Here is a 12,852-nt window from a genome sequence, read left to right on the forward strand (position 1 = left end):
AAAAAATGAAATACCTAGTTTTAATACTTGTAGCAGCGTTAAGTTTTTCTTCTTGTCAAGAACAACAAAAATTAGCTTTTATTGATAACGGAAAAGTAATTAATGAATATCAAGAAAAAATTGATTTAGAGAAAAAGTACGAGCAAAAAGATTTAGCTTTTCAAAAAAGAAGAGATAGTATGATTAGTAATTATCAATTAGAGTTAAAAGAAGCTCAATTAAAAGCTAAAAATATGTCTCAGGCTAATCTTCAAAAATTATCTCAAGAAATTCAGCAAAAAGAACAGTTGTTAACTCAAAGAATTCAAATGGAGCAACAACAAATGCAAAAAGCATTTCAAACTGATATTGATTCATTAATCGTTAAAGTAAAAAACTTTGTAAACGATTATGGTAAAAAGAACCAATATTCTTACATTTTTGGAACTAGCGATACTGCAGCAAGTGTACTTTATGGTTCAGAAGATCTTTCTCAAACAATTATTGATGCGTTAAACGCAGATTATAAAAAAGAAGAGTAAGCGACTAAAATAATTTTGACATAACAAACGTTATTGTAAAGCTAGATGGATTCCGTCTAGCTTTTTTAGTTTAACTACCATTCATACATCATGCAAATACGCGAGTATTTAAAAGAACCTTTTGATTATTTTGATGACAAGAAATCGAAATGGCTTTACATATTAAGTGCTATTGTATTTTCTCATTTATTCCTTATTATTTTTCAGCCTTACGGTATTTCAGAAGAAATGTCAAACCCTGTTAACAGTACGCTTAATAAGTTTTTGTTTTTCTTTTCCATTGCATTAAGTACGTTTTTAGCATTAACACTTTCACAATTCTTTTTTAGGCAACTATTTGGTTTTCAAAATATTAAAATTAAAAAATATATATTTTGGCTGTTGATTGAGGCTTTAATTTTGCTGTTTATAAACTTTGGAATGTCTTTTATTATTCCTGATTTAGGTAACGATTTTGAACAAGAACTAAACATTTGGTTTCAGGTAAAAATGTATCCTAAGCTGTTATTGATTTTAATTTTTCCTTTTTTTGGAACAGTCATTTACATAGCCATAAAACGACTTCAAACCGAAGTAAAGGAACTAGATCAGCAACTACTTACATTTAAATACAAATACGATAAAACAAAGCAAAAAGACACGTTAAACTTATTAGACGAGAACAATCAATTAGACATTGCTTTATCTATAAATGAGATTGTATACATAGAATCTAGCAATCAATATGTTGTAGTTAATTTTATAAAAAACAATACTATTAAAAAACACATTGTAAGAAATAGACTAAAACACATATTGTCTCAAACCGAAAACTTACCAATTAAACAATGTCATAGGTCGTTTGCTGTAAATTTAATTCACGTGAAACATTTAACCAGAAAAAACGGAAAAGCGTTTTTAGTGCTTAACACCAATTTTGAGTGGTTAAAAATCCCAGTTTCCAACTCTTTTTTAGAAGCTATAAAGAAGGATTTGGATAATTAATACTTTTTTATTGCTACAATTGATTTTAAAACTAGGACAATTCACTCCAAAACTGTAACAATTCACTCCAAAAGGTCGTCTAGAATATGGATTTCATCAATATTTGAAATTATTTTGCGTTAACAAATCCATAATGTAAAAATCGATTTTTATTCTATTTCAAACCTTAATTTTATCAATCAAAAAACAGAACAAAAACTAATGAAACAATTATGTTTAGTCCTTTTCCTATTTACTAGCTTATGGTGTCAAGCACAGGAACAATACAGTATTAGCGGTACCATTAAAGATCTTACTAATGGAGAAACGCTTTTAGGGGCAACCGTTTACTTAAAAGACACTAATTATGGAGCTACAACCAACGAGTATGGGTTTTTCTCTTTAACCGCTCCAAAAGGGAGTTACACTTTGGTTATTTCTTACGTTGGGTATTTGTCCGTAACCAAAGAAATAACCTTAAATGCCGATCAAAAACTAGATTTCGAGTTACAAGAATCGGCAACTGCATTAGATGAAGTAATCATTGTAGCAGAAGAATCTGAAGTAGTAAGCATTAGAAAACCACAAATGAGCGTTTCAAAACTTAATGCGCAAACCATAAAACAAATGCCAGCGGTTTTAGGAGAAGTTGATGTTGTAAAATCTATTCAATTGCTTCCTGGTGTAACCAATAATGGAGAAGGTTCAGCTGGATTTCATGTTCGTGGTGGAGCAGCAGACCAAAACCTTGTACTTTTAGACGAAGCTATAATTTATAACACGTCACATTTCTTTGGGTTTTTCTCAGTATTCAATTCAGATGCTATAAAGAACATCAAACTCTACAAAGGAGACATTCCTGCAAAGTATGGTGGTCGCGTGTCCTCTGTACTTGATGTGAGACAAAAAGATGGAAATAGCAAACAATTTGGACTTACAGGAGGTATTGGTTTAATCTCTAGTAGGCTTACAGCCGAATCGCCTTTATTTAAAGATAAAGGCTCGTTTTTAATTGCTGGTAGAGCATCTTATGCACATCTATTTATGCCACTTATTGAAAATGTAAAAGACGATAAAATTTCGTTTTACGATCTTAATCTTAAAACCAATTATGAGATTAATAAAAACAACAAGTTGTATTTGTCTGGTTATTTTGGTCGCGACGTATTTAATCTATCAAAAATTATAGAAAACAACTATGGTAACGCAACTGGTAACTTACGTTGGAATCATGTGTTTAACGATAGGCTGTTTTCAAACCTATCTTTTATTTATAGCAAATACGATTACAACATTGTGCTAGATTTTATTGAACTAGATTGGGATGCTGATATTACTAATTTTAATGTGAAATATGATTTAGGTTACTACGTAAATAATGATATTACACTCGATTTTGGTATTAGTGGATTAACCTACAATGTTAATCCCGGAGAAGTAAGACCATCTTCAGAAACATCTCCAATTAACCCTCTAAAATTAGACGAAAAACGTGCTTTTGAAGGTGCTGCTTACATAAGTGCGGAACATCAAATTTCTGATAAACTTGCCTTTAACTATGGATTACGCTACAGTACGTTTTCTAGACTTGGTGGACAAAGCATGACCAATTATGTTAACAATCAACCTGTGGTTTACAATAGCGATTTAGGAATTTACGAACGTGGTGAAGCAGAAAGCGAAACATCGTACAGCAAAAACGAAAGCATTAAAACCTTTGGTAATTTTGAACCTAGATTAGGTGTGTCTTACCAACTTAACGATGCGTCTTCCATTAAGGCGAGTTACACCAAGTCAACGCAATATTTGCATTTGCTATCCAACACGTCGTCAGTTACACCATTAGATGTTTGGACACCAAGTGGAAAATATATAAAACCTCAAATTTCCAATCAGTTTGCTATGGGTTATTACAAGAACTTTAAAGACAATACTTATGCTTTGGAGTTGGAAACCTATTACAAGCATGTTGATAATAGAATTGATTATATAGACGGTTCCGATTTAATAGGAAACAACAATATTGAAACTGAAATATTAAATGGTGAAGCTAGAGCTTACGGTTTGGAAGTATTGCTTAGGAAAAACAAAGGCGATTTCACTGGTTGGTTAGCCTATACACTTTCAAAGTCTGAGCAACGTGCTGTTGGTGGAAATGCTGGTGGACCAGGAATTAACAATGGAGATTGGTACAACACACCTTATGATCGTACTCATGATATTTCTTTAACAGGAGTTTATAAGCTGAATGACAAGTGGAGTTTCAGTTCAAATTTTGTGTTTCAAACAGGACGTCCTGTAACGTATCCTAATGGGCAGTACAACTACGAAGGGTTATCAGTTGCAACCTATTCAAACAGAAACGAAGACCGTTTACCTGCTTATCACAGATTAGACGTTTCTGCAATTTATAAACCAAACAGAAATCCCGATAAACGCTGGAAATCAGAATGGGTTTTTGGTATTTACAATCTGTACAGCCGAAAAAATGCAGCCTCAATTAGTTTTAGTCAAAATAGGGAAACAGGCTTAAACGAAGCGTCTAGAATTTCCATTTTTGGCATCATTCCTTCAGTAACTTATAACTTTAAATTTTAATTCCATGAAACGATATATATTAATAGTATTTACACTAGGTTTTTTATTGACGTCTTGCGAAGACACTATAGACGTAGATGTTCCAACAGCACAAGCCAGATTAGTGGTAGAAGCCTCATTAGATTGGGAAAAAGGCACGACAGGAAATGTGCAGTCCATTTCATTGAGTATGTCAACACCGTTTTTTGATACAAACCAAGACACTAGTGTTACAGGAGCAATTGTAACTGTTACTAATGAAGACTCTGGAGAGGTTTTTCCTTTTGATGACAACAATGATGGCACCTATTCAACAAGTACTTTTGTTCCTATTTTAAATAATACGTATCACCTAGAAATTGTTTATGATGGTGAAACGTATGAAGCAACTGAAACCTTGATGTCGGTTTCAGATATTAATGAAGTTAATCAAAGCATTGAAGGCGGATTTGACGACGAGTTACTAGAACTCAATTTATACTTTACAGATCCTGCTAATATTGAAAACTTCTACCTAATAAAGTATGATGTTGAAGGTGATTTGTTTCCGTATTTAGAAGATGTGTCTGATGAATTTACTGATGGTAACGAAATTCATGATTTCCTTGAAAAAGACGATGATGAAGACAGTGAAGAAACGCCTTTTGAAGCAGGAGATGTGGTTAATATTAGCCTTTACGGAATTTCTGAGCAGTACTACAACTTTATACGTTTGTTAATTGAGCAACATGGTAGTCAAGGCGACCCATTTAGCTCTACAGCAGCTTTAATAAGAGGAAATTGTATTAACCCAACCAACCCAGATAATTATGCGTTTGGGTACTTTAGGGTTACTGAAGTAGATACTGCTACTTATACTTTTGAATAAAAAATAAAAGCCAGCAATTAGCTGGCTTTTTTATGTAATAAACGTGTGAGTTTTATTGATAAGTCGGTTAAAATAATTTTGGCATTTCCGTTTCGTTCTATATGATATATAGCATCTTGCAGCTCGTTGGAAATATCCATAATGTTATTACCATGAACAAAAGGCGCAAACTTTTCTAGCTTAAAACTTTCTGATTTTGGCTCAACAAAAACAAGCTCTTGTGCATTATAATTTAACAATAAAGCTTGCCTAAAATAGTCCATACAAAAATGTAAAAACTGCTTTTGGGTCTCACGACCAGTTTTGGCAATAGTTTCACTCCAAGAAATCAAATCGTGTATTGCGGCTTTGTTTCCTTTGGCTTTAAATGCCGAACGAATCCAATATACAAACCATTCTTCAAACTGAATGTCTTCAGAATCGTGATACACTAAATCACAAGCTTTGTTGTAATTACCATTAGCTTGATGTGCAATTTTAGTAGCATCTGCTTCGGCAATATCAAACTGTTGTAGTAGTGCGTTTTTAATATCCAATTCAGCTAATGGCGGAAAATGTAGCACTTGACAACGTGATAAAATGGTATTTATAATTTGCTCTTCGTCTTCAGCAATAAGAATAAAAATGGTTTTTTCTGGTGGTTCCTCAATAAGCTTAAGCAACTTATTAGCAGCCGAAGTATTCATTTTTTCAGCCATCCAGATAATCATCACTTTGTAACCGCCTTCATAAGATTTTAAGGCTAAAGATTTTACAATATCTTGTGCCTCATCAACACCTATTTGACCTTGCTTGTTTTCAATTCCTAGTTTTTTGTACCAATCAAATAAATTGCCATAAGGTTGCTCTTTTAACAATTCTCGCCATTCTTCTAAAAAATGAGACGAAACAGGGTGTTTTTTCACCTTATCATTAGCAGCAACAGGAAAAGCAAAATGCAAATCAGGATGCGAATAGTTTTTAAACTTTAAATTACAAGCATCATTTCCGCCTGTGTTTTCACCATTTAAGTTTTTACACAAAATATATTGCGCATAGGCAATAGCCATTGGTAAAGCACCACAACCCTCTGGTCCAACAAACAATTGCGCATGCGAGATACGACCATTGTCGGCACTTGTGGTTAAATGGTTTTTAATATGTTCTTGCCCTATAACTTCTGTAAACAACATATCAGCAAATATATGTTTTTTAATACTTCTTTTAAGATGAAATCGTTTTCGTTGAAAAACCGATTTTTTGGAGTAATTTAATTAACTACATTTGTGCTATTAGGATATAAAATAAACAACCAATGAAAACAATAAACGACTTCAATTTTGAAAACAAAACAGCTTTAATTCGTGTAGATTTTAATGTGCCTTTAAACGACGCTTTTGAGGTAACAGATACCACAAGAATTGTATCAGCTAAACCTACAATTATTAAAATTTTAGAAGATGGAGGAAGCTGTGTGTTAATGTCGCATTTAGGAAGACCAAAAGGTGTTCAAGAAGAGTTTTCATTAAAGCATATTGTTGACAAAGTTTCAGAAACCATAGGTGTTGCTGTAAAATTTGTGCCTGATTGTGTTGGAGCAGAGGCAGAGGAAGTTGTAAAAAACCTTCAACCAGGAGAAGTGGTGCTGTTAGAGAATTTACGTTTTTATGCTGAGGAAACAGCTGGTGACAAGGCGTTTGCTGAGCAATTGTCTAAACTAGGAGACATTTATGTAAACGATGCTTTTGGTACTGCGCATAGAGCGCATGCTTCAACAACTATTGTGGCTGAGTTTTTCCCTGAAAATAAATGCTTTGGTAGTTTATTAGCTAAAGAAATTGAAAGTATTGATAAAGTAATGACGTCTGGTGAAAAACCAGTTTTAGCAGTACTTGGAGGCGCAAAAGTATCTTCAAAAATTACCATTATAGAAAATATTTTAGATAAAGTTGACCACTTAATAATTGGTGGTGGTATGACATTTACCTTTGTTAAAGCTCAAGGCGGAAGCGTAGGAGATTCTATTTGTGAAGATGATAAAATGGAGTTAGCCTTAGATATTTTAAAACAAGCCAAATCAAAAGGTGTTCAAATTCATTTACCTGTTGATGTGCTTGCTGCAAATGCATTTAGTAATACTGCCGAAACACAAATTATGGATGTAACTAAAATCCCTGACGGTTGGCAAGGTCTTGATGCTGGACCAAAATCATTAGAAAACTTCAAAGAGGTTGTTTTACAGTGTAAAACTATTTTATGGAATGGACCTTTAGGTGTATTTGAAATGGAAACCTTCTCTAAAGGAACTATTGCTTTAGGCGATTATATTGCTGAAGCTACTAAAAATGGTGCCTTTTCGCTTGTTGGTGGAGGAGACTCAGTTGCTGCTGTAAAACAATTTGGGTTCGAAGACAAAGTAAGTTATGTAAGTACTGGAGGTGGAGCTATGCTAGAAAGCTTAGAAGGAAAAACCTTACCAGGTATTGCTGCTATTTTAGAATAACACAGTTTTTTACTGTACATTGAGTTTCTGTTAAAAAAGTATTGCTATCTTTCATTTTAGATAAAAAAATACGATTTTAGCTTATCTGCCGTTGGTAGATAAATACATGTTTTCGATGAAACCTAAACTAAAAACCCTAACACTAGGCGCATTGTTGTTGTGTGCTATTTGTTTTTCCCAAGAAAAGGCTAAAACAAAAACCACAAAAGACACTTTGGTTAAAACAACTGAAAAAGTAATAGATTCGGTTGTAGATGGAAAAACTATTCCTATAAAACCCATTTCTCCTGTACAAGATTCATTATCCATAAAAGAGCTTAAAGATCATGAATTAGCATTGGAACTTGACGAAAAATGGCTAGAGGAATTGTACAGTAACACGCTGTTTGATACCATTTATAAAACGGTTTCTGAACTAGATTACAAAGACATTGATTTCCCTGAACTTTCAACAGACACGCTTAAAGCAAGATTAGCAAAGCTAAACGCCAGAACACCTTTTAATGTTGAATATAATACGTCGTTAGAGAGTGTTATTAAACGCTTTTTAAAATACCGACGAAACTCTTTTGAAAGACTCATGGGATTAAGCCATTATTATTTCCCAATGTTTGAAGCAGAGTTTGATAACTACAACATTCCTTTGGAAATGAAATATCTTTCCATTGTAGAATCAGCTTTAAAACCCAGAGCAAAATCTAGAGTAGGAGCAACAGGTTTATGGCAGTTTATGTTTGCCACAGGAAAGCAATATGGGTTAGATGTAAGTAGTTATGTAGACGAACGTAGCGACCCAATAAAATCAACAAAATCTGCTGCTACTTATCTTTCAAAATTATATGAAATTTTTGGTGATTGGGATTTAGCTTTAGCAGCCTACAACTCAGGACCAGGAAACGTTTCAAAAGCGATTAGACGTTCTGGAGGTTATGAAAACTATTGGAATATAAGACATAATCTTCCTCGTGAAACAGCAGGTTATGTTCCCGCGTTTTTAGCTACAATGTACATTTTTGAGTTTGCTGAAGAACATGGTTTTAAACCAGAAAAACCTCAGTTTCATTATGTAGAAACTGATACTATAAGAGTAAAGCAAATGATAACGCTCGATCAGGTTTCTGAAGTTACTCAAGTGCCAATTGAAGAGCTTCAGTTTTTAAACCCTTCCTATAAATTAGACATCATACCGCATATTGAAGGTAAAGATTATTACTTGCGCCTTCCAAGGCAAGCAGTTGGATCTTTTGTGGCTAACGAAGAGCAAATTTATGGTTATGCAAAAGCTGAATTTGACAAAAGAGAAAAACCTTTACCACAGTTTTTTAACGCAGATACCAAAACAGTATATCGAGTTAAAAGTGGTGATTACCTAGGAAAAATTGCGAGAAAATTTGGAGTAAGAGTTAGTCAAATAAAGCAATGGAATGGTTTAAGAAGTAATAATTTAAGAATAGGACAACGCTTAACAATATACCCTCGAAACCCTTCGGTTTCAAGTAGCCCAAAGCCTACCACAACAGTTACTAAAACGATAGATGTTGCTAATAAAAAGACCTACAAAGTTCAAAAAGGAGACTCTTTGTGGAGTATTTCTCAAAAATTTCCTGGAATTTCTGTTCAAAATATTAAAGATTGGAACGGTATTAGTGGTACAAAGTTGAAAATAGGAATGACTCTTATAGTTTCAAACTAAAAAAACTAAAGTTACACAATGAAAAAACTAACCACATTAGCACTACTTTTATTTGTTGTCCTAGTAGGATGCGATGAAAAAAACTCTAAAGGACAACGTATTGTTCCAAGTTCGTCAGGAAACATCAATGAACTTTTGGTTGTTGCCGACAATTTATTATGGGAAGACAGTGTTGGAGAAAGCATTAGAGGCATACTAGCTGCTCCAGTACACGGTTTGTCTCAAGACGAACCACTGTTTTCTATTAGTCAAATGCCTACTCAGGTATTTTCTGGTTTTACAACAAAAAACAGAACTATTTTAAAAATTGAAAAAGGCAAAGCTGCAGGATCTAAAATTGCACATGATGTATTTGCAAAGCCACAAACCGTTATTGTTGTTTCTGGTCAAACAGATGCTGAAATTATTGAGCAATTAGAAACTAATGCTGATAAAATTGTTGATGCCTTTAAAAAGGAGGAAATTAAAGAAAAACAACGACGAATTAATCTTTCGCTTTTCGACTCAAAACCTATAGAGGATAAGTTGGGAGTGTCTATTAAATTTCCATCAGTTTATAGAATTGCTACAGCAACAGACGATTTCTTTTGGATTCGTAAAGACATCCAAACAGGAAATATGGATTTAATGATATATGAAGTACCTCTTAATCGTATAAGAAAAGGCGATAGTGCAGTAATTGATATTGTAAGGATGCGAGATTCTATTGGAGAAAAACACATTCAAGGACGATTGGAAAACACACACATGATTACCGAAAAGGCGTATGCTCCTTACATTTTTGAAACCATTATTGACAATAAACCTACAATAGAAACAAAAGGTATTTGGGAAGTTAAAAACGACTTTATGTCTGGACCATTTATCAATTATGCTATTGAAGATGAAATTAACAAAAGATATATTGTAGTTGAAGGTTATGTTTTTGCGCCTTCAATAAATAAAAGAGATTACATCTTTGAACTAGAATCGATAATACGATCCACAAAAATCAAATAAGAAAAAAGCCAACATTTAAGTTGGCTTTTTTTATTAGAATATATCAAGTTTATTCTTTCTTGTCGGAAGGTGTTTTTTCGTCTTCTTTACTGGCATCTTTAAATTCTTTAATACCACTTCCTAAACCTCTCATAAGTTCAGGGATTTTTTTACCACCAAATAATAATAATACCACTACAACTATTAAAACAATTTGCCATGGTCCTGGAGCTAAAAATATACTTGCTGCTATCATAACATTTTAATTTGAATTGCAAATTTAATAATTAAAGTTCAATTTAAGCGTTTAAAAGCAAACTTTAAGAAATAGCATTATAACTTGCGTTTATTTTAATTAATTTTGCTTTGCAATGGCTAAAAAAAAGAAAGAAAAAAAATTCGCTAAAAAACTGCTTCACAAGTATAGGCTAGTTATTTTAAACGAGGATACTTTTGAAGAACGTTTTGCTATAAAACTAACAAGACTTAATGTTTTTGTTATTGTAGCGCTTTCAACAATATTATTAATTACAGGAACCATTCTTTTAATAGCATTTACCTCCTTAAGAGAGTACATACCTGGTTACTCTTCAACAGCATTAAAAAAGCAAGCTACTGAGCTTAATTATAAAACTGATTCGTTACAGCAAGTGATTCATATGAATGAACGCTATTTCGAGTCTATTAAAAAAGTGCTTACAGGAGATGTAAAAACGGTCGATTTCAATAAAGATTCTATTATTGAAGCTGTAAACAAAGACCTTAATGATATAAACTTAACACCTAGTAAAGAAGACTCTCTATTAAGAGAAAGAGTAGATAAAGAAGATAAGTATAATCTATTTGAATCTGCTATTTCTGCATCAAATTTTGTATTGTTTCCTCCTGTTAACGGAACAATTTCTGAAGAGTATAATGTAAAGGACAAACACTATGCTGTAGATATAGTTGTTGCAAAAGACACACCTGTTAAAGCCACTGCTGATGGTACAGTTATTTTTGCTGAATGGACAGCCGAAACAGGTTATGTTGTTATTATTGAGCATACCTATGAGCTAATATCTGTTTACAAGCACAACGCATCAATAACTAAGCAACAAGGCGATTTAGTAAAAGCAGGCGAAGTTATTGCTATGGCAGGAAACACAGGACAATTTACAACAGGACCTCACCTTCATTTTGAACTTTGGAATAGAGGCTATCCAGTAAACCCAACTAATTTTATCGATTTTAAGTAATGTTTTCAATAAAATCTGCACTTGCAAAACCGTTTGCCAAAAGAGTAAAAAAGTCGATATTAAAATGGGCTAATAACCCTATTGAAACACAAGAAAAAGTGTTTCAAGAACTAATAAGTACTGCAGCAGCTACGCAATTTGGTAAAGACCATAATTTTGTTGGAATTAATAACCACAACGATTTTGTAAAAGCGGTTCCTGTAAGAGATTATGAAGACCTAAAACCTTATGTAGAACGAGTTGTTGCTGGCGAAGAAGATATACTTTGGAAAGGGAAACCAATCTATTTTGCTAAAACCTCAGGGACAACATCTGGCGCAAAGTATATTCCATTAACAAAAGAAAGCATGCCAACTCATGTTGAAGCTGCTAGAAATGCTATTTTAATGTACATAGCCGAAACAGGAAACAGTAAGTTTGTTGATGGAAAAATGATTTTTCTTCAAGGAAGTCCAATTTTGGAGAAGAAAAATGGCATAGAACTAGGACGACTTTCAGGAATTGTAGCACATTATGTGCCTAATTATCTTCAAAAAAACAGAATGCCATCATGGGAAACCAATTGCATAGAAGATTGGGAAACTAAGGTAAATGCTATTGTTGACGAAACTTTGCCAGAAAACATGACGGTTATTTCTGGTATTCCGTCTTGGGTTCAAATGTATTTTGAAAAGATTAAAGAAAAGACCAATAAAAACGTTGGAGATGTCTTTAAAAACTTCAGCTTATTCATTTTTGGAGGTGTAAACTACGAACCTTATAAAGCTAAATTTGAAAGCCTTATAGGCAGGAAGGTTGACAGTATTGAACTATATCCAGCAAGCGAAGGTTTTTTTGCTTTTCAAGATAAACAAAACGAAAAAGGAATGCTATTGCAATTAAACTCAGGAATTTTTTATGAGTTTATTAAAGCTGATGAGTTTTTTGAAGAGAGTCCCAAACGAATTACGATTAAAGATGTTGAGGTTGGTGTAAATTATGTTATGATTATCTCCACCAATGCAGGCTTGTGGGCTTATAATATAGGAGATACAGTTGAGTTCACTTCAATAAAACCGTATCGTGTAATTGTATCTGGAAGAATAAAACATTTTATTTCTGCTTTTGGAGAACATGTCATTGGTAAAGAGGTTGAACAAGCATTACAAGAAGCGGTTGAAGGGTCCAATATTCAGGTTACAGAATTTACAGTTGCGCCACAAATTAATCCAACTGAAGGACTACCATATCACGAGTGGTTTATAGAGTTTGAAAACGAGCCTGAAAACCTTCTTGAATTAGAAGAAAAGATTGATAAATCATTGCAAAAACAGAACAGTTATTATTTTGATTTAATCGAAGGAAAAGTGCTTAGACCGTTAAAAATCACTCTAATAAAAAAAGATGGGTTTAAAAACTACATGAAAAGCATAGGAAAATTAGGCGGTCAAAACAAATTGCCTAGACTTTCAAACGGAAGAGATATTGCGACTAGTTTAATAAAGCTTAATTTAACTAAATAATAGTGTTATATTTGCTCGCCAAATAGTTAG

11 protein-coding genes are annotated in these 12,852 nt (G+C 33.2%); 9 read left to right on the top strand and 2 right to left on the bottom strand.

The annotated features are described in order from the left end of the window. The first annotated feature begins 5 nt into the window (after positions 1-5). From ACQ0RB_RS02795 to ACQ0RB_RS02810, 4 genes are all read left to right on the top strand, one after another. Entirely contained in the window at positions 6-521 is a 516-nt protein-coding gene (locus ACQ0RB_RS02795; RefSeq protein WP_129759792.1) for an OmpH family outer membrane protein, read from the top strand. Between the two features lie 90 nt (positions 522-611). Beyond that, a complete protein-coding gene (locus tag ACQ0RB_RS02800; protein ID WP_430496329.1) occupies positions 612-1,505 on the top strand; it encodes a LytTR family DNA-binding domain-containing protein in 894 nt (297 codons plus the stop codon). Between the two features lie 201 nt (positions 1,506-1,706). Beyond that, the gene (locus ACQ0RB_RS02805) at positions 1,707-4,082 is read left to right on the top strand and encodes a TonB-dependent receptor (protein ID WP_430496331.1); all 2,376 of its coding nucleotides are present in this window, start codon (positions 1,707-1,709) and stop codon (positions 4,080-4,082) included. 4 nt (positions 4,083-4,086) lie between these two features. Further along, complete coding sequence (locus ACQ0RB_RS02810; RefSeq protein WP_134198342.1) at positions 4,087-4,929, top strand: DUF4249 family protein; 843 nt, start codon at positions 4,087-4,089, stop codon at positions 4,927-4,929. A 17-nt stretch (positions 4,930-4,946) separates the two neighbouring features. Here the strand turns inward: ACQ0RB_RS02810 and ACQ0RB_RS02815 are convergent, their stop codons facing one another. Continuing rightward, positions 4,947-6,101 carry an ATP-binding protein gene (locus ACQ0RB_RS02815; protein WP_430496333.1) on the bottom strand — a complete coding sequence of 385 codons (1,155 nt, stop codon included), beginning with the start codon at positions 6,099-6,101 and terminating at the stop codon, positions 4,947-4,949. A gap of 122 nt (positions 6,102-6,223) precedes the next feature. On the opposite strand from ACQ0RB_RS02815, the gene ACQ0RB_RS02820 reads away from it, so the two are divergent. From ACQ0RB_RS02820 to ACQ0RB_RS02830, 3 genes are all read left to right on the top strand, one after another. Further along, positions 6,224-7,411: a phosphoglycerate kinase gene (locus tag ACQ0RB_RS02820; protein ID WP_262732457.1), complete on the top strand. Its 1,188-nt coding sequence runs from the start codon at positions 6,224-6,226 to the stop codon at positions 7,409-7,411. Between the two features lie 115 nt (positions 7,412-7,526). Further along, the gene (locus ACQ0RB_RS02825; protein WP_430496335.1) at positions 7,527-9,104 is read left to right on the top strand and encodes a LysM peptidoglycan-binding domain-containing protein; all 1,578 of its coding nucleotides are present in this window, start codon (positions 7,527-7,529) and stop codon (positions 9,102-9,104) included. 18 nt (positions 9,105-9,122) lie between these two features. Then, complete coding sequence (locus ACQ0RB_RS02830) at positions 9,123-10,103, top strand: DUF4837 family protein (RefSeq protein ID WP_430496337.1); 981 nt, start codon at positions 9,123-9,125, stop codon at positions 10,101-10,103. Between the two features lie 49 nt (positions 10,104-10,152). On the opposite strand, the gene ACQ0RB_RS02835 is transcribed toward ACQ0RB_RS02830, so the two are convergent. After that, a complete protein-coding gene (locus ACQ0RB_RS02835) occupies positions 10,153-10,338 on the bottom strand; it encodes a twin-arginine translocase TatA/TatE family subunit (protein ID WP_129759781.1) in 186 nt (61 codons plus the stop codon). 115 nt (positions 10,339-10,453) lie between these two features. Here ACQ0RB_RS02835 and ACQ0RB_RS02840 point away from each other — a divergent pair, with 115 nt between their 5' ends. Beyond that, on the top strand, positions 10,454-11,320 hold the full coding sequence (locus ACQ0RB_RS02840; RefSeq protein ID WP_131506383.1) for a M23 family metallopeptidase: 867 nt from the start codon (positions 10,454-10,456) through the stop codon (positions 11,318-11,320). After that, complete coding sequence (locus tag ACQ0RB_RS02845; protein ID WP_343795321.1) at positions 11,320-12,822, top strand: GH3 auxin-responsive promoter family protein; 1,503 nt, start codon at positions 11,320-11,322, stop codon at positions 12,820-12,822. The genes ACQ0RB_RS02840 and ACQ0RB_RS02845 overlap by 1 nt, the downstream gene beginning before the upstream one ends. Positions 12,823-12,852 lie beyond the last annotated feature (30 nt).

Source organism: Gaetbulibacter sp. PBL-D1, from assembly GCF_050509525.1.
GTDB lineage: Bacteria > Bacteroidota > Bacteroidia > Flavobacteriales > Flavobacteriaceae > Gaetbulibacter_B > Gaetbulibacter_B jejuensis.

Bases quoted from the DNA above. Each gene is read 5' to 3' on its own strand.
- ACQ0RB_RS02795 (WP_129759792.1), top strand. From the start codon at position 6: ATGAAATACCTAGTTTTAATACTTGTAGCAGCGTTAAGTTTTTCTTCT.
- ACQ0RB_RS02800 (WP_430496329.1), top strand. From the start codon at position 612: ATGCAAATACGCGAGTATTTAAAAGAACCTTTTGATTATTTTGATGAC.
- ACQ0RB_RS02805 (WP_430496331.1), top strand. From the start codon at position 1,707: ATGAAACAATTATGTTTAGTCCTTTTCCTATTTACTAGCTTATGGTGT.
- ACQ0RB_RS02810 (WP_134198342.1), top strand. From the start codon at position 4,087: ATGAAACGATATATATTAATAGTATTTACACTAGGTTTTTTATTGACG.
- ACQ0RB_RS02815 (WP_430496333.1), bottom strand. From the start codon at position 6,101: ATGTTGTTTACAGAAGTTATAGGGCAAGAACATATTAAAAACCATTTA.
- ACQ0RB_RS02820 (WP_262732457.1), top strand. From the start codon at position 6,224: ATGAAAACAATAAACGACTTCAATTTTGAAAACAAAACAGCTTTAATT.
- ACQ0RB_RS02825 (WP_430496335.1), top strand. From the start codon at position 7,527: ATGAAACCTAAACTAAAAACCCTAACACTAGGCGCATTGTTGTTGTGT.
- ACQ0RB_RS02830 (WP_430496337.1), top strand. From the start codon at position 9,123: ATGAAAAAACTAACCACATTAGCACTACTTTTATTTGTTGTCCTAGTA.
- ACQ0RB_RS02835 (WP_129759781.1), bottom strand. From the start codon at position 10,338: ATGATAGCAGCAAGTATATTTTTAGCTCCAGGACCATGGCAAATTGTT.
- ACQ0RB_RS02840 (WP_131506383.1), top strand. From the start codon at position 10,454: ATGGCTAAAAAAAAGAAAGAAAAAAAATTCGCTAAAAAACTGCTTCAC.
- ACQ0RB_RS02845 (WP_343795321.1), top strand. From the start codon at position 11,320: ATGTTTTCAATAAAATCTGCACTTGCAAAACCGTTTGCCAAAAGAGTA.